Raw genomic sequence first — 15118 nt, 5'->3', positions numbered from 1 at the left:
ACCCGCAGCTATCTGTGGCGGCATGAGGATGGCTCGTACAGCGCGCGCGTTCGCCGGGAGGCAGCGGCATGAGCGTCGATCCCATCCCAGTTCGAGAGGAACTTCAGCGCATTGCGAAAGAACAGGCCCTGCTGCGTCGGCGTTCCAACGGCGGATTGGCGTTGGCTTGGTTCTCGGACCACGCGCTGTCGGCGACCGGCGGCGGCCTGCGAGTGCCCTTGAGTGGTGGCGTGCTTCAGGATCGTCTGACCGTAGTCGCCTCGGCCACGACCGACGCCGACAAGGTCGCGCCATATGTGCAGCAGGCTTACCGCGAAGCTCAGCGAAGCATAATCCTGCGAGCAATCGAGCTGGCTCGGGAGGATTACGAGAACGGCGCGCCCGAGGCGGAATCGTGAAAGTGCAGATCATCCCCTGCAAGCTAGACGGTCCGGTCGAAACCGGACCCGTTCAGATCGGCGAGGACCTGCCAGGCTTGTTCATTCGCGGCATCGAGGCGGGCGTGCTTGCGGAGGCCCTTCGAGGTGTCATGCGGCACTCGAACGCTCAGCGCTACCACATGTCGCCCGTTAACGACCTGCTGCGCCACTTGCAGGCTTGCTCCCCCCAAACCGGATACCGCTACTAATGCAATGGTGCATCCTCCGCACAGCTCCCAGTCGCACCCTTCTCCTTGCCGCCGCGCTTGAAGGCGCTGGTTTTCGTGCATGGACGCCGCAGGAGACGATCATTCGCGCCCGGCCGCGCTCTAAGGTGAAGCGTCAGATAGCGCTTCCGATGATGCCGATGATTGTATTTGCGGATTACGAGCAACTGCCCCGCCTACTGGCCTTGTCGCGCATGGCGATCCCAAAGTGCGATGTGTGGAGCGAGGAGCTGCAGTGCGGAGTGTCGCATGCCATCCCATCATTCAGCGTGTTCCGGCATCTGGATATGTACCCGCGTATCGCAGATCGGTCGCTGGATGCGGTGCGCTTAGCAGAGCAACGGGGTCTCCCGCGCACTGCCGCTCGCATTCTCAAGCCCGGAGAGGCGGTGCGATACGCGGATGCTGGTTTCGAGGGCATGGTGGGAACGGTGCAGCGCATCAAGGGCCGCTACGCCATAGTGGAGTTCCCCGGATGCAACTATCTGGCCAACATCCCATCGAACGCCCTCCTTCCGGTGGCGGCATGAGCCCTCGGATATCGGCGGTTCGCCCCTTGCGCGCGTTGGGCAGTTCGTGCATTGTTCCTCCACACGCTGCCAGGAGCAGCACAGGTGAGCTAATTGTACCGCACCATCAGGTGGATAACGGACCTCACCGCACCTCACGAAGGCACATCGCTTCCGGGGGGACGCGCGAAGCGTATCTAACGAAACGCTATCTTTTCTCAGAACAATCCAGCTTTCCGCGGGTCTTTCCGTCGTTCGACGGCAACTCGTCCACAACCTTGCATCCAGTCGCTGCGACGACGGCTTTCCGCTGGCGGTCGCGCTCATACGGGTCGTACGCAACAACGAGGGATTTGTTGGCAACGAGCACTATTTCGTTGTTGTAAACGGCTACCCGATAGCGAGTTCCGTCTATTTCCACGAAGTGGTTGACCTTCGTAGCCTTGGCAGCACCTGGTGTGGATACGCTGATGGCCGCTAGCGCGAATGCAATAAGATAAGCTCTCATGGGCGGATTGATGCCAGCCGTTGGGGGAAAAGCCAATCTCCGATCTCCACCGGGGATCGTCGAGCACTTCCCCCCCCCTTTGGGTCCTCCGGGAGCGCAAACGCCGTGAGGGGGAGCATCGCTCAGAACGTCGCTAGGCACGAAAATCTCTATACTTCTTCCTCCCTGTGGCCAGAAACGGCCAATTTCTGCGGCTTTCAACCACATGGAGCAGGGAAGTGGCGCAAATCGACCTCAACGAACCCACCCGGCCCCAGCTCGCAGCCCTGTTCGGGTGCTCCAGCCGCTGGATCGGGGAGTTGCGATCGAAGGGTGATTTGCCGCCGGACGGCGCCTCGCTGCTCGAAAACATCGAGGCCTGGGCGCAAGCGAAGTATGGCGTGAGCGAGGATGATGATCCCGACACGCTCGACAAAGAGCAGCAGCAGGCGCGACTGGCCAAAGAGCAGGCGGACGCCAAGGCGATGGACAACGCTGAGCGCCGCGGCGAACTGGCTTCTCTCCCGGACATGGTCGCGGCCGGCACCGGCGTCATCGTGATGATCGTAGCCCAGTTGCAGCAGGTCGGTGCCCGCGTCGGCAAGGGCGACACCAAGCTGCGCGCTCGGATCGATGCCGAAATCAACAACGTCCTGTCTGACTTGAGCATGGCGCGAGTCGAGGAGGCGCGCGGCGGGGGCTTGGATGAAGGCGAGCCTGAAGAAGAAGGGGGCGCCTGAGACCTTCCGCGCGGTTGGTGAGCATGGTGTTGCAGTTGCCCGCGCATGGCTGGCCGCATGCCGCCCGCGCGAAAGGCCGCCGCTCTCGAAGTTCATGGTTGAGCATGCGCGTTCTGATGACGGTGCGCGCATCCGGCCCTTCCCGTTCCAGGCGGACATTGCCGACGCCTTTACTGACCCCGACACGGCCCAACTCTCGGTCAGAAAGAGCAGCCGCATCGGCTACTCGACCATCCTTCAGTGCTTTGTCGCCTGGCGCATCAAATTCGATCCGGCGCGCACGCTGATCTATCAGCCGACGATCGACGACGCCGAGAAGTTCAGCCGCGACGATCTCGACCCTGTTCTGCAATGGCCGGTTGTCCGATCGGTGGCGACATTCAAGCCCCGGCACGCCGACAACCAGATCCGGGCGAAGCGCTACAAAGGCGGCTGGATTCAGATCAAGGGCGCGAACAGCCCGAAAGAGTTCCGCCGCGTCACCGCCGACGACGTATTTCTGGAAGAGTGCGACGGCTATCCATGGGCGTCGAAAGAGGAAGGCGACCCTGCCCGCCTCGCTTTCAAGCGCAACCTGACATCGCCGCGCCGGTTCAGCGCGGCCGGTTCGACACCGAAAGTCAAAGGCTTCAGCCGCATCGACCTGCTTTTCGAGCAGGGAAGCCAGGAGTTCAGATACGTCCCCTGCCCCCATTGCGGGCATATGCAGGCGCTGGTGTTCGGTGACGGCACGGGTGCAGGCATACGATGGGCGCCGAAGGAAAACCCGACGCGCGCTTGGTATCAGTGCGAGGAAGGGTGCGAGATTGACGAGGCTGAGAAGCCTTGGATGGACGAAAACGGGGAATGGCGGGCGCACAATCCGGCGCAGTTTCCTCGGCACCGCTCATTCCATGTCTGGGCAGCCTATAGCCAGCATCCCGGCGCCGCATGGCTGGAGATCGCGCGCGAGTTTCTCGAGGTCCGCAAGGATCCGAACCTCCTGCGCACCTTCGTAAATCAGGTTCTCGGCGAGGCATGGGCGGAGCGCGGGGAGGCTCCGGAATGGCAGCGCCTGTATGATCGCCGGGAGAAGGCGATGCGGCTTGGCACTCCATCGGCAAAAGCCGGGCTTCTAATCGGCGCCGCCGACGTCCAGCGCGGTGGTGGCGGCCGCATCGATCTTGATATCTGGGCTTTCGGGCCGGATCGGCGCCGCGAATTCGTCGAGCGCATCGAAGTATTCGGCCCGATCTCAGAGAAGGCCACCTGGAAGAAGCTCGACAAGGAGGTCGCCCGCACCTGGTTAACCGAGGACGGCCGATCGATGCGGCTCGCCCGCGTTGCGATCGACTCCGGTGACGGTGAAAACACGATGGAGGTCTACGGCTGGGCGCGCCGTCATCCCGGTTTCGCAATGGCGGTTAAGGGGCGGCATGCCATTGCCGCCAACCAACCGATCGGCGCCCCGAGTTGGCAGGATGTCACCGCCAACGGCCGCAAGTTGAAGAAGGGTGTCCGGCTCTGGAACGTCGGCACTTCAATGTTGAAGCTGGAACTGTTCGGCGACCTCGAGAAGGAAAAGCCGGTCGACGGCGAAGCCTATCCGGACGGGTATGTGTTCCTGCCCGACGGCACGACAGACGAATGGATCAAGCAGCTGGTCGCCGAAGAGCTTCGGATGATCAGGCTTCGGAACGGTGGGTTCCGCCGCGAGTGGCATAAGGTCCGCGACCGTAACGAAGCGCTCGACAACGCGGTCTACGCCCGCGCCGTTGCATTCTCCCTCGGGGTCGACCGCTGGCGCGACGCGGACTGGCTGAAAGCGCGGGGCGAAACCACTCCGCCCGGTCCGGCCACACCGAAAAAGCCCCGCACCGCGTCGCGCGGTCAAACAGAATCAGTCGCTGCCGAGGCGGCCACTCCTACGCAGAATGCGATGCCGCCACGCGCCGCGCGACGGCCGAAACGCCCCAACCCTTTCACAAGTAACAACAGGAGGTAGGCGTGGCTTATCAGCAAACCGATCTGGATAAGCTGCACGCTACGCTGGTCGCGGTGGCAACCGGTCCACAAGAGGTCCAGTTCGCCGACGGGCGCCGCACCAAGTTCCAGACAGTGGAGGCGGTGACGGCGGCGATATCGGTCGTCGAAGCTCAATTGCGTATGCAACAGCGCGCCCTGGGCGGTGTCGTGCGTCAGCGCACCCCATACTATCGCAGCGGCCTCTGATCAGTGGCCGAACGAACCTTCCTTGACCGGCTGCTCGGTCGCCCGGCGGCAACCCCAAAGAAAGTGGCAGTTCCTCGCCGCCATGCTGGCCCGCGGGCCGAATATGATGCTGCCACTCAGGGCCGACGCGCTGCGGGCTGGCGCCGCACGGTTCGGGATGCGAACGGAGAGCTTTCCCCGTCTGTCGTGGCCGCACTGCGTGGGATCGCCCGCGACTTAACCCGCAACAACCCCTTCGCCGCCCGCGGCGTTGCCACCATCGCCAACAACATGGTCGGCACCGGCATTACGTTTCAGGTCTACCGCAACGGGAAGATCGATGATGCCTTGAACAAGAAGGCGCGCGCGCACTTCGACACCACAAAGTGCGATAGCGGAGGTCGGCACGATCTCTACGGCCTTCAGCTTCAGGCCGCCCGCACCATCGTTGAAAGCGGCGCCGTGATTATGCGTCGGCGCTGGCGCCGGTCGTCGGATGGGCTTCCCCTTCCGGTCCAGCTCCAGGTGCTGGAGCCGGACTACATCGACCCGTCGAAGCACGGTCCGCTTGCAACCGAGCCGGGCAAAAACGGCGGGTTCCTCGTCCACGGCATACAGTTCAATCCGCTCGGTGCCCGCGAAGGGTATTGGCTTTACAGCGGGCATCCCGGCGCCGGTCGCGTTTCATCTCTGGGGTCGACGCTGGTTCCGGCAGCGGATGTTGCCCACGTTTTCCGCGCTGATCGGCCGGAGATGGAACACGGCGCCACCTGGCTTGCGCCCATTGTCCTGCGCATGAAGGATTTCGCGGACTACGAGGACGCGCAGCTGACCCGCCAGAAGCTGGCATCGGCGTACGTCGGCGTGGTGACCGGCGAAGATGACGGCGGCGTAATCCCCGGTATCCAGACCGAGGAAGGCGAGGTCTTCGCGGACCAGGAGCCGCTGGACTACATCGAGCCGGGCACTTTCCAGTATGCCCGCCCCGGCGAGGAGGTAACCTTCTCGTCGCCGCCCAGCGTCGAAGGGTACGCCGATTACACAAAGGTGTCTCTGCGCGCGATCGCGGCTGGTCTTGGCACCCCCTACGAGGCCCTGACTGGTGACTTGTCGGGTGTGAACTTCTCTTCCGGCCGCATGGGGTGGCTTGAGTATCACCGCTCGCTGTCAACTTGGCAGTGGACCATGTTCATCCCGCAGTTCTGCGGCGCGGTCGGCCAGTGGATGATCGATGCGCTGGCCATGATCGGCGAGAACGTCGACGGTGTTGAAGTACGGTGGACGCCGCCCGGCCGTGAAATGATCAACCCCACCGAAGAAGTGAAGTCGAGCCGGGACGCCATTCGCGCCGGCGGCAAGACGATCTCGCAGTGGGCGCGCGAGCGCGGTGAGGACCCGGACACGTTCCTTGCCGAAGCCGCGGCGGACTTTGCGAAACTCGATGAGCTCGGCCTGGTCTTCGACAGCGATCCGCGCCGCGTGACCGCCGTCGGCAATCCCGCAGAGCAAGATGCGGCCCCTGCCGCGCAGAAAGACGAAAAGGCGGCTTCATGATCGAAATCCTGATCTACGGCATCGTAGGCGACGAATGGGATGGCCTCGACGCCCGCACCCTGTTCGCGCTGATCATGAGCGGGGATGACGATCTGGTTGTCCGGATCAACTCGCCCGGCGGCTACGTCATGGAAGGATTGGCCATCTTCAATGCGCTTGCGAGCGCGAAGGCGGCTGGGCGGAAAGTCACTGTCCATATCGACGGCCTGGCCGCCTCGATGGCTTCCGTTATCGCAATGGCAGGCGACGAAATCATCATGGCCGACAACGCCTTGATGATGATCCACAATCCCTGGGATGTGGCCATCGGCGATGCGCGCGAGCTGCGCGCCGCTGCCGACAAGCTCGATGTCATCCGCGATCAGCTGGTCCGCATCTACTCCGGTCAGACCGGCCTGTCCTCTGACGAACTCGTGGCCATGCTCGACGCAGAGACGTGGCTGACCAGCGAGCAGGCCCTCGAACAGAAATTCGTCACATCGGTCGTGGACGCGTCCAGCGCCGCCGCATGCGACGTCACCGCATTCGGGTTCCGCAAGGTCCCGGAGACCCCGCGCATCTCAGCAATGGCGATGATCGGCAAGCCAAAGGCGGCCTCTGCCGCTCCTAACCGTCCACAGGAGAAAACCATGGACCTCTATAAGACCCGCGCGGCCTTGGTCGCCGCGATCGCTGCCTTCCAGAAGGATGGCGGCAACCAGGACGAAATCAACAAGATCCAGGCGTCGGCCCTCGCCCTCAACGCGAAGGACGCGCTCCCTGATACCGGCGCGTTGGCGTTGTCTCAGCCTGCACCGGCGGAAAATCAGCCCGCTGGCCTCACGTCTGCCGACGTGCAGAATGCCGTCGCTGCCGAACGCGCCCGCGTCGGCGGTATCCGCGCCCTGGGCACGCAGCACCGCCTGCCTACCGACTTCATCGACGGCCTGGTGAACAGCGACACCACCCTTGCCGCTGCGCGCGAGCAGATCCTCGACAAGCTGGCAGAATCCGGTGACGCCGCCAACGTCGGGCACAACAGCCCCGCCCGCGTGACCGAAGACGAGCGCGACAAGTTCCGCGAAGGCGCCACCAACTGGATTCTGGTCAAGGCAGGCGTGGCCCACCTGATCGAGAAGGCAGCGGCCCTCAAGGGCGAAACTGTCAAGGTCGATCCCGGCGAGTTCCGCGGCATGCGCAACGTCGACCTCGCGCGCGAATCTCTGGAAAATGCGGGTACCAACACCCGCGGCATGCGCGACCCCGACATGATCGTCCGTCAGGCGATGACGTCGCGGGCCGCCGTGATCACGCAGACGACCAGCGACTTCCCGGTCCTGTTCGAAACCGCGATCCATCGGATCCTCCAGGCTGCCTATGCCACCACGCCCGACACTTGGACGCGCTTCTGCGGGACCGGCACCGTCACCGACTTCCGCCCGCACAGCCGCTACCTGCGCGGCAGCTTCGGTGCGCTCGATCAGGTGAATGAAGCTGGCGAGTTCAAGAACAAGCCGATCCCCGACCTCGCGCGCGAGCAGATCGTCGCCAAGACGGTGGGCAACATGATCAACCTGTCGCGTCAGGCGATCGTCAACGACGACATGGACGTGTTCTCCGGCCTTGCCGTCGATCTGGGCCGTGCCGCCAAGCTGACTATCGAAGTCGACGTGTATGCCCTGCTCAACAGCAACCCCCTCATGAATGACGGCCTCCCGCTGTTCCACGCCGATCACGGCAACCTCGCCGCCGTCGGCGCCGCACCTTCGGTGCAGGCGTTCGACGACATCGACGCGGCCATGGGCGCGCAGAAGGACATCAGCGGCAACGAGTTCCTGGAAATCGGTCTCGACCGCCTGCTCGTTCCACGCCGCCTGCGCGGCGCTGCGATCACCATCAACGGCAGCGAATATGACCCCGATGCCGTCGGCAAGCTCCAGAAGCCGAACATCGTCAAGGGCCTGCTCAGCGACATCATCGCCACGCAGCGCCTCACCGGGAATGCGTATTACGGCTTCGCCGACCCCGGCACCGCCCCGGCGCTGGAAGTCGTGTTCCTCAACGGCGTCACCGAACCGTTCACCGACAGCCAAGACGGCTGGAGGGTCGATGGCGTCGAATGGAAGGTGCGCCACGACTACGGCGTCGGCGCAGTGAACTACCGCTCCGCCTACAAGCAGCCGGGCGCCGCCTGAGGCTGACCCCAGACGGGGCGGCAACGCCCCGTCCAACATGGAGATGACCGCATGAAGTTCATCAAACTTCTGTCGTCCGCCTATGTGGCCGGGCGACTTCGCCACCCGCACGAAGGTGCGATTCCGGTTGAAGACAAGGAGGCAACCCGCCTCGTTGACGACGAAAAAGTGGCGGAAGACGTTACCGACGACTTCACCGCCGACCAGATCGCGGAGGCACAGCCCGAACCGATCACCGCCGCGCCGCCCACCCCTCCGGTGAACGCCGAAACCGCTGCCGAGCAGCCGCAGGCGACCACCGAGAAGCCCAGCAAAACGCAGGCCGCAAAGCCCGCGTCAACCAAGGAGTAAGGCCGATGGCTCGTAACTTCGTACAGCCGGGTGAAACGATCACCCTTCCCGCCCCTCGCGCCCTCGCAAGCGGTCAGGGTTTTCTGGTCGGTGCGCTGTTTGCCGTGGCACTCGCTGCCGCTGCCATCGGCGCGCCTGTGGAAGGCCGCCGCGTCGGCGTCTGGGATCTCGCCAAGGCGACGGGTGAGGCATGGACTGCCGGCCAGCGTCTCTACTGGGACAACACCGCGTTCCGCGTCACCAGCACCGCGGCCGGAAACACCCTGATCGGGGTTGCAGCGCAGGCTCAGGCATCAGCTGACGCAACCGGCCGCGTCCTGCTCTCCGGCCAGATCCCGGCCGCCTAAAATGGACGCGTTCGCCGCAGCGCTGGACGCGCTATTCAACGCGCCTGGCTCTGCGGCGGCGGTCTACGTTTCCCCTAGCGGGGAGCAATCAGAAATCCGCGTTATCGAGCGGCAGCGGGTGGCGACGGAAGGAACCGTCCGGCCTCGCCCCGTCAGTCTCGGGAAGGTCTTCGACCTCAGGGTGAGCGACGTGGCTGCGCCGGAGGTCGGCGCTGTCTTCCTCCTCGGCGACCGGATCCTCGTCCTCACCCTGCCGCCGGAGCTCGATGCTGAAGGCCTCACCTGGTTCTGTGACGTGCCAGGCCTCGATCGCGACCTTGAAATTCTCGGCCCCACGCGCGCGAAGAACGAATACGGCGACATGGTAGACACGTTCGGCGTGATCATGACGCTGCCCGCCGCGCGGCTGGACCGCTCCGGCACCGAGACCGACCAGACCGCCGTCGCGCAGGTCACCGCCTTGCAGCAGGCGACATTCTTCATTCCGTGGAGCCCCGCAGCGGCAGCCGTCACACCGGCGTACCAGCTGCGCGAAGGCGGCCGCATTTTCGACATTCAGACCGTGGCCGAGGTCGGCACCCGCGCCGCACTCGAGATCACAGGATTCGCAAAGGTAGCCTGATGCGCACCCGGTTCGAAATTGAAGGTCTTGACGACCTCGATGACAATCTTGCCCGCGCCGCGGAGCTAATGAGCGACCCGGATATCGTCGAGCCTGTTCTCCAGGAAGCATTGAGCCCTGTCTCTGATGCCGCGAAAGCAATCGTCCATGTTCGAACCGGCCGCTTGCGCGATGCCATCGGGGTATCGGACCGGGCCGACGGCGGCGGGGGTGAGCGCGGGATAACCGCCTACGTCGGCCCATCTGTCGACGCAGACTATGCCGTTGACGTCGAGATTGGCCGTCCACCCAGCGTTGGCGCTGACGGCCGGGAGTACGATGCGACGCGGGCATACCCATACATGCGCCCGGCCTGGAACCAGAACAGCGACGGCATCCTGCCCGCGACCGCAGACGGCCTCGGCAAGGTTCTCGCCCGCGAACTGAAGGGCTGACACATGGCAATCTCCGCCGTCCTGCGCGACGTCCTGCGAGATGCGGACGCCGTGCAAAGTTTCGTGGCCGAACGGGTCTACCGCGACGAAAGGCCACAAGCAGATCCGCTGCCGGCGATCGTCATTCAACTTATCAGCGATCCGCGTCCGCTCACCTTCAGCGGGCCTCAATCCCTTCGCCGTGCGTGGCTCACCGTCGAGTGCCTGTCGACGAGCCGCGGCGAGGCCGACGCCATTGCCGAAACCGTTGTCGTCGAGATCGATGGCCGCGCCGTGGTCGAGCGGCCCGAAGTCGAGAGCACGCGCATCATCGACGTCAGGAACGACAGCAGCCGCACCAACGGCGCCCTAGCGACAACCTTCCGAACCGCCATCGACGTGATGGTCTGGCACTACCCAAGCAACTGAGGAGAATGAGCATGGCAGGTAACAGCCAGGCAATGACCGGTCTCGGTATCAAGATCGAGATGAAGAGCACGCCCACCGGAACCACGTACACCGAGATCGGCGAGCCGTTCGAGATCACGCCGCCCGAGCAGATGGACGACGAAATCGAAGTCACCCACTTCCAGTCGGTCGACGGCGTCAAGGAGTTCATCGGCGGCCTTACCGATCCCGGCGAGTGCACCTTCAACATCAACTACGTCCCCGGCGGACCCACGGAAGAACTGATCCTCGACGCCAAGGCCACTCGCCGCCCACGCGGCTTCCGCTTCACGTGGCCCAACGGCGCGACCTGGGAATTCGATCTGCTGATTCGCGGCTATCAGCCGACCGCGCCTCTCAATGACCGCCTGACTTGCCAGGTCACCGGTCGCGTCAGCGGCTCGATCGTCCGCGCCGCGCCGCCTGCCGGGGGCGCCTAATCATGGCCGCTACCATCAAAGGCGAGGTCGGCTTCAAGGCGGCTGAGCAGAATTGGACGCTCGTCTTCGACTTCAATGCGCTCTGCACGATCGAGGAGGATCTGGAAATCGACGTTGCGGACGTGGGCGACCGTCTCGGCAGTCCGACGATGATCCGGTCTATCTTCCGCATCGGCCTCGCGGCTCACCATGGCGCCATGAGCGATCTGGAAGCAGGTCGCCTGATTCATGATCTGGGTGTGAACGAAGCCGCCCAGCTGATCGCCCGTGCGTTCAAGGCCGCGTTCCCTGAGGCCAAAGACGATAGCGAGCAGGCGGGAAACGCGAAGCCGAAGAACCGTGGGACTGGGCGAAAGCCTTGACAATCTGGATCGAGCTGGACCTCGGTTCTCACGAAACCTTTTTCCGCTCGACCCCTCGCCTCCTGTCCTTGCTTGTCGAGGGCAAGCGACGCGCTGCTGACGCAGACCACCATAACCGCGCTTGGTTGGCGTGGACGACGGCGGCACTGGGCCGTGCGAAGAAAATGCCACCGCTCAAGGATCTTGTCGGCACCAAGGCTAAGGCCAAGAAACCGACGGTCATGTCCGCCGACCAGATGTTGACCATGGCGCGCATGTGGTCGGCCGTCGCCGGACCTCCAACTGAAAAGGATAGCCATGAATAACGTCGTTGTCGGCGCGCTTCGCGGCGTCCTGACGCTGGATACCGGTGATTGGACCCCAGCAGTCAGGGGTGCCAGGGGCGATCTTTCTTCGCTGCGCACCGCGTTCGAACAGATCGGGCGCGTCCTCGACGACGTCTCGGAGAAGGCGCGCAACTGGGGCGTCGGACTTACCGCTGGCGTCACCGTTCCGCTCGGCGCGCTTGCGGCGACGTCGAACAAGACGGCCAGCGGCTTCGAGGCCTCCATGAAGCGCGTCGAGGCCGCCTTGCGCGGTGTCACCGGCAAGGAGCTGAAGCAGCTTTCTGACCAGGCCCGCGAACTTGGCCCGCGCGTGGGCAAAGGGGCGACCGAAGCTGCTGACGGTATCGAGGCGCTCGGTCTTGCCGGTGTATCGACGTCCAACATTCTCGGCGGCGCGCTGAAGTCATCGCTGGATCTCGCAGCAGCTGGCGCTGCCCCGGTGGCGGAGGCAGCAGCGCTCGTCACCGACGTCATGGGTCAGTTCAAGGTGCAGGCGTCTGGCCTGCCCACCGTCGTCAACGACGTGGTCGGATCGCTCGATGCATCGAAGTTCGGCTTCATCGATTTCCAGCAGGCCATTGCGCAGGGCGGCGGCGTGGCCGCGTCGGCTGGCATCAACTTCCGCGACTTCGCCACTGCGATCGCGGCCACAAGCACGCAGTTCTCCAGCGGCTCGGACGCGGGTACGTCGTTCAAGACATATATCCAGTCTCTCGTACCCGTCTCGAAAGAGGCCGAATATGCGATGAAGACGCTCGGTATCGAGTTCTTCGACATGCAGACCGGCCGCATGAAGCCACTCGCCGAACAGGCTGAGGTTCTGCGGAAAGCCTTCGATGGCCTATCCGACCAGTCGAAGACCGACGCCTTGAAGACCATCTTCGGCTCTGACGCCGCACGTACCGCCATCGGCCTGATGGAACAGGGCGCCGAGGGCATCGCTGACCTGCAGAAGGAAATCTCCGAGGGCGATGTCGGCGCGAAGATCGACAAGCGGCTGGAGGGTGAGGCCGCCGCGACCAAGCGCATGGCCGATGCATTCGAAAGCCTGAAGATTTCCATCGGCGAGGCGGGTCTTACCGCCATCATGACCAGCGTGAAGAACGCGATCGCGGGCTTCCTCGAATCCCTGTCCAAGGCGAACCCCGCTTTACTGAAGGTCGGCGTCGTAATTGGCGCTGTCGCGGCAGCGCTGGGCCCGCTTGCCATTGCGTTCGGCGCCCTCGCGTCTTTCATCTTCGCGAAGCTGGCGCGCGGTTTCGGCGCCCTTGGCTGGGCTATCAGCGCCGTGATCGAACCGATCGGCACGCTGGGCGCGGCGCTCGTCCGTTTGCTGGCTGGAGCTGGGATCAGGCAGGGTCTTGGCATTCTCGCCCGCTCCTTCCTCGGGCTGACCGGCCCGATCGGCTGGGCTGTCACTGCCGTCATCACGTTTGCGGATTCGATCATCCCAGCGCTGCAGCAGGTGTGGCAGATGGCCACCCAGACGCTCGGACCGCCGTTGACTGCGCTTTTCGACAAGGTGGGAGAGGTTGTTTCGAAGATCGCATCCGGTCCGATCGGCGCGGGCTTTGGCAAGCTGATCGAGATATTCGGCACCGTGCTGGACGTCGCAGGCACTTTCGTCGCCGGTATCGTCGAGCTTCTCGGCGCCGGTCTCGTGAACGCGCTGGAGATCGCGATCCGCGCTATCACAGGTGTCGTCGACGTGGTCAGTTCGGTCGTCGACGTAGTCAGCGCGCTGCTACAGGGCGATTTCGCTGGCGCCTGGGAAGCCGCGGGCGCAGTCGTCGATGCTATCTGTCAGACCATCGTCGATGTCGTCGGCATGATGTACCCCTCTATCGCAGAGCCGGTCCAAGCGATTTACACGGCGGTAAAAGCGGTGTTGGTCGACGGCTTCAGCGATATCGCGACCGCATTCACCGCCATTGTCGCTTCCGCAGTGGCGTGGGTCGCCACCGCGTTCCCCGGTGTGACCGCTGCGGCCAAATCCGTCTATGAAGGCGTGAAGGGCTGGCTTGTCGATAAGTTCGGCGGCCTGATGACGTGGATCGGCAACGCCGCGAAGTGGATCGGCGATAAGTATGGGGCCCTTAAGGATCGCCTTGGGCTTGGTGGCGCGAAGGCAGACAGCGCACCCGCCCCGCCGGAAGCTCCGAAGACGCCCGCAGCGCCACCCGCGTCAGGCGGCAGCCGGATCGTGGATTTCACTCCGCCGAAGAACAGCCGGGCCAAGCGCACGCCCAAGGGGCGCGACACCACATATGATGCAGGCAATCGGGACCAGCTTCGCATCGAAGCCGAATGGGATGCAGCCCGCGCCCGCGGCGACAAGGAGGCCGAACAGCGCATTCAGGATCAGCTAGCTCTTTCCAAGCAGGTGGAGGCCTACCAGCGCACCGGCCTGACGCTCGATCAGGCTCGCGTTGCCGCGCAGCGGGACATGAACGAAATCCATGCCGCCCGCGCGCAGGCCGCAGCGCGCGAAATTGCTGACGAGCAGGCGGCAAACGCCATCGATGTCGCCCGTCTCAACAATGATCGCGCTCTTGAAGAAAGCCTTGAACGTCAGGCCGAACTGAAGCGCCGGATCGCGTTCTATTACGAGCAGACCAAGAACCTTGCCGAAGCCACCGCTCTTGCCGAGGCCGATCAGGCGCAGATCGACGATGCACGGGCTAGCGCCCGGCAGCGCTGGTTTGCCGATGATGCCCAGGACCGGGAATTGCGGCTGGCGCAGCAGCGCGGGGATAGCGAGGAGCATATCCGCCAGCTGCAACGCGAGGTCGATATCCGCGAGCGGATCCGAGACCTTCAGGACCAAGGCATGTCGGGCCCAGATGCCGCCGCGAAGGCGGTTGCCGAAGTGAGCGACCAAGAAAAAGCCCGTATCACCGGCGTCTGGCGCTCCACCATCCAGGATGGAATGCGAGCAGCGCTCGACGGGAACATTGGCGACTGGATGAAGAACTGGTGGAAAGATCGGATCGCGAAAGGGATGGAAGAGGCCATCAACAGCCTCGCCGATCTGATCTCCAAGCTGTTCTCTCGCGCAGGATCCTCAAGCGGTGGGGGCGGCGGCCTTTTCGGGTCCATCGGCGGCGCGCTCGGCAGCATCTTCGGCGGTAGCAAGGTGAGCCTTGGAACCAATGCGGCGGCGAGCGCGGCCGGAGCGGGTGTGAACTGGAACGACCTGCCCGGATTCGCCACCGGCGGTTCCTTCAAGGTCGGTGGCATGTCCGGCATCGACAACAACCTGATCGCGTTCCGCGCGACGCGCGGGGAAATGGTCGACATTCGCAAGCCCGGAGCGGACGGCGGCGCGCGGCGCGGCGGTACCGTGCAGAACTTCTACGGGCCGGGCGCTGATGTGTTTTGGGGCCAAGTCGACAATCGAGCGGCCGGGGTTGCCGCGCCGATGGCCGCCGCTTCCGGCGCTCACGCGCGCGCAGCGGCTGGTGGCGACATCGTGCGGCAGGGCCGCCGCCGCATCCCGGGGAGATAGCG

17 protein-coding genes are annotated in these 15118 nt (G+C 64.2%); all 17 read left to right on the top strand.

The genetic code is table 11. The features are described 5' to 3' along the window. The first annotated feature begins 68 nt into the window (after positions 1–68). Positions 69–398 (top strand): hypothetical protein, encoded by a 330-nt coding sequence (locus V7066_RS04585; protein ID WP_334182065.1) that lies wholly within the window; start codon positions 69–71, stop codon positions 396–398. After that, positions 395–628: a hypothetical protein gene (locus tag V7066_RS04580; protein WP_334182064.1), complete on the top strand. Its 234-nt coding sequence runs from the start codon at positions 395–397 to the stop codon at positions 626–628. The genes V7066_RS04585 and V7066_RS04580 overlap by 4 nt, the downstream gene beginning before the upstream one ends. 149 nt (positions 629–777) lie before the next feature. Further along, a complete protein-coding gene (locus V7066_RS04575) occupies positions 778–1176 on the top strand; it encodes a hypothetical protein (protein WP_334182063.1) in 399 nt (132 codons plus the stop codon). Between the two features lie 705 nt (positions 1177–1881). Then, positions 1882–2382, top strand: coding sequence for a terminase (locus tag V7066_RS04570; protein WP_334182062.1), 501 nt, complete (start codon positions 1882–1884; stop codon positions 2380–2382). Continuing rightward, on the top strand, positions 2348–4366 hold the full coding sequence (locus tag V7066_RS04565; protein WP_334182061.1) for a phage terminase large subunit family protein: 2019 nt from the start codon (positions 2348–2350) through the stop codon (positions 4364–4366). The genes V7066_RS04570 and V7066_RS04565 overlap by 35 nt, the downstream gene beginning before the upstream one ends. 2 nt (positions 4367–4368) lie before the next feature. Continuing rightward, a complete protein-coding gene (locus tag V7066_RS04560) occupies positions 4369–4593 on the top strand; it encodes a hypothetical protein (RefSeq protein ID WP_334182060.1) in 225 nt (74 codons plus the stop codon). Positions 4594–4596: 3 nt separating this feature from the next. Beyond that, positions 4597–6126 carry a phage portal protein gene (locus tag V7066_RS04555; RefSeq protein ID WP_334182059.1) on the top strand — a complete coding sequence of 510 codons (1530 nt, stop codon included), beginning with the start codon at positions 4597–4599 and terminating at the stop codon, positions 6124–6126. Beyond that, entirely contained in the window at positions 6123–8300 is a 2178-nt protein-coding gene (locus V7066_RS04550) for a ClpP-like prohead protease/major capsid protein fusion protein (protein WP_334182058.1), read from the top strand. The genes V7066_RS04555 and V7066_RS04550 overlap by 4 nt, the downstream gene beginning before the upstream one ends. Before the next feature lie 51 nt (positions 8301–8351). After that, on the top strand, positions 8352–8651 hold the full coding sequence (locus tag V7066_RS04545; protein WP_334182057.1) for a hypothetical protein: 300 nt from the start codon (positions 8352–8354) through the stop codon (positions 8649–8651). A 5-nt stretch (positions 8652–8656) separates the two neighbouring features. Further along, a complete protein-coding gene (locus V7066_RS04540) occupies positions 8657–8998 on the top strand; it encodes a DUF2190 family protein (protein WP_334182056.1) in 342 nt (113 codons plus the stop codon). 1 nt (position 8999) lies between these two features. Then, the gene (locus V7066_RS04535; protein ID WP_334182055.1) at positions 9000–9620 is read left to right on the top strand and encodes a head-tail joining protein; all 621 of its coding nucleotides are present in this window, start codon (positions 9000–9002) and stop codon (positions 9618–9620) included. Then, the gene (locus tag V7066_RS04530) at positions 9620–10054 is read left to right on the top strand and encodes an HK97 gp10 family phage protein (RefSeq protein WP_334182054.1); all 435 of its coding nucleotides are present in this window, start codon (positions 9620–9622) and stop codon (positions 10052–10054) included. The genes V7066_RS04535 and V7066_RS04530 overlap by 1 nt, the downstream gene beginning before the upstream one ends. Positions 10055–10057: 3 nt before the next feature. Continuing rightward, positions 10058–10462: a tail completion protein gp17 gene (gene gp17, locus V7066_RS04525; RefSeq protein WP_334182053.1), complete on the top strand. Its 405-nt coding sequence runs from the start codon at positions 10058–10060 to the stop codon at positions 10460–10462. Positions 10463–10473: 11 nt separating this feature from the next. Next, positions 10474–10920: a phage tail tube protein gene (locus V7066_RS04520; RefSeq protein WP_334182052.1), complete on the top strand. Its 447-nt coding sequence runs from the start codon at positions 10474–10476 to the stop codon at positions 10918–10920. 2 nt (positions 10921–10922) lie between these two features. Next, the gene (locus V7066_RS04515; protein WP_334182051.1) at positions 10923–11282 is read left to right on the top strand and encodes a hypothetical protein; all 360 of its coding nucleotides are present in this window, start codon (positions 10923–10925) and stop codon (positions 11280–11282) included. Beyond that, positions 11279–11587, top strand: coding sequence for a hypothetical protein (locus V7066_RS04510; protein ID WP_334182050.1), 309 nt, complete (start codon positions 11279–11281; stop codon positions 11585–11587). The genes V7066_RS04515 and V7066_RS04510 overlap by 4 nt, the downstream gene beginning before the upstream one ends. Then, entirely contained in the window at positions 11580–15116 is a 3537-nt protein-coding gene (locus tag V7066_RS04505; protein ID WP_334182049.1) for a phage tail tape measure protein, read from the top strand. The genes V7066_RS04510 and V7066_RS04505 overlap by 8 nt, the downstream gene beginning before the upstream one ends. Positions 15117–15118: the final 2 nt, after the last annotated feature.

The organism is Novosphingobium sp., from assembly GCF_036820275.1.
Lineage (GTDB): Bacteria > Pseudomonadota > Alphaproteobacteria > Sphingomonadales > Sphingomonadaceae > Novosphingobium.
The sequence above is the reverse complement of the archived record's forward strand: the minus strand, read 5'-3'. Positions and strand labels throughout refer to the sequence as shown.

Excerpts from the sequence above, each read along its gene's own strand:
- V7066_RS04530 (WP_334182054.1), top strand. The coding sequence starts at position 9,620 with ATGCGCACCCGGTTCGAAATTGAAGGTCTTGACGACCTCGATGACAAT.
- V7066_RS04575 (WP_334182063.1), top strand. The coding sequence starts at position 778 with ATGATGCCGATGATTGTATTTGCGGATTACGAGCAACTGCCCCGCCTA.
- V7066_RS04585 (WP_334182065.1), top strand. The coding sequence starts at position 69 with ATGAGCGTCGATCCCATCCCAGTTCGAGAGGAACTTCAGCGCATTGCG.
- V7066_RS04550 (WP_334182058.1), top strand. The coding sequence starts at position 6,123 with ATGATCGAAATCCTGATCTACGGCATCGTAGGCGACGAATGGGATGGC.
- V7066_RS04505 (WP_334182049.1), top strand. The coding sequence starts at position 11,580 with ATGAATAACGTCGTTGTCGGCGCGCTTCGCGGCGTCCTGACGCTGGAT.
- V7066_RS04520 (WP_334182052.1), top strand. The coding sequence starts at position 10,474 with ATGGCAGGTAACAGCCAGGCAATGACCGGTCTCGGTATCAAGATCGAG.
- V7066_RS04535 (WP_334182055.1), top strand. The coding sequence starts at position 9,000 with ATGGACGCGTTCGCCGCAGCGCTGGACGCGCTATTCAACGCGCCTGGC.
- V7066_RS04515 (WP_334182051.1), top strand. The coding sequence starts at position 10,923 with ATGGCCGCTACCATCAAAGGCGAGGTCGGCTTCAAGGCGGCTGAGCAG.
- V7066_RS04540 (WP_334182056.1), top strand. The coding sequence starts at position 8,657 with ATGGCTCGTAACTTCGTACAGCCGGGTGAAACGATCACCCTTCCCGCC.
- gp17 (WP_334182053.1), top strand. The coding sequence starts at position 10,058 with ATGGCAATCTCCGCCGTCCTGCGCGACGTCCTGCGAGATGCGGACGCC.
- V7066_RS04565 (WP_334182061.1), top strand. The coding sequence starts at position 2,348 with ATGAAGGCGAGCCTGAAGAAGAAGGGGGCGCCTGAGACCTTCCGCGCG.
- V7066_RS04545 (WP_334182057.1), top strand. The coding sequence starts at position 8,352 with ATGAAGTTCATCAAACTTCTGTCGTCCGCCTATGTGGCCGGGCGACTT.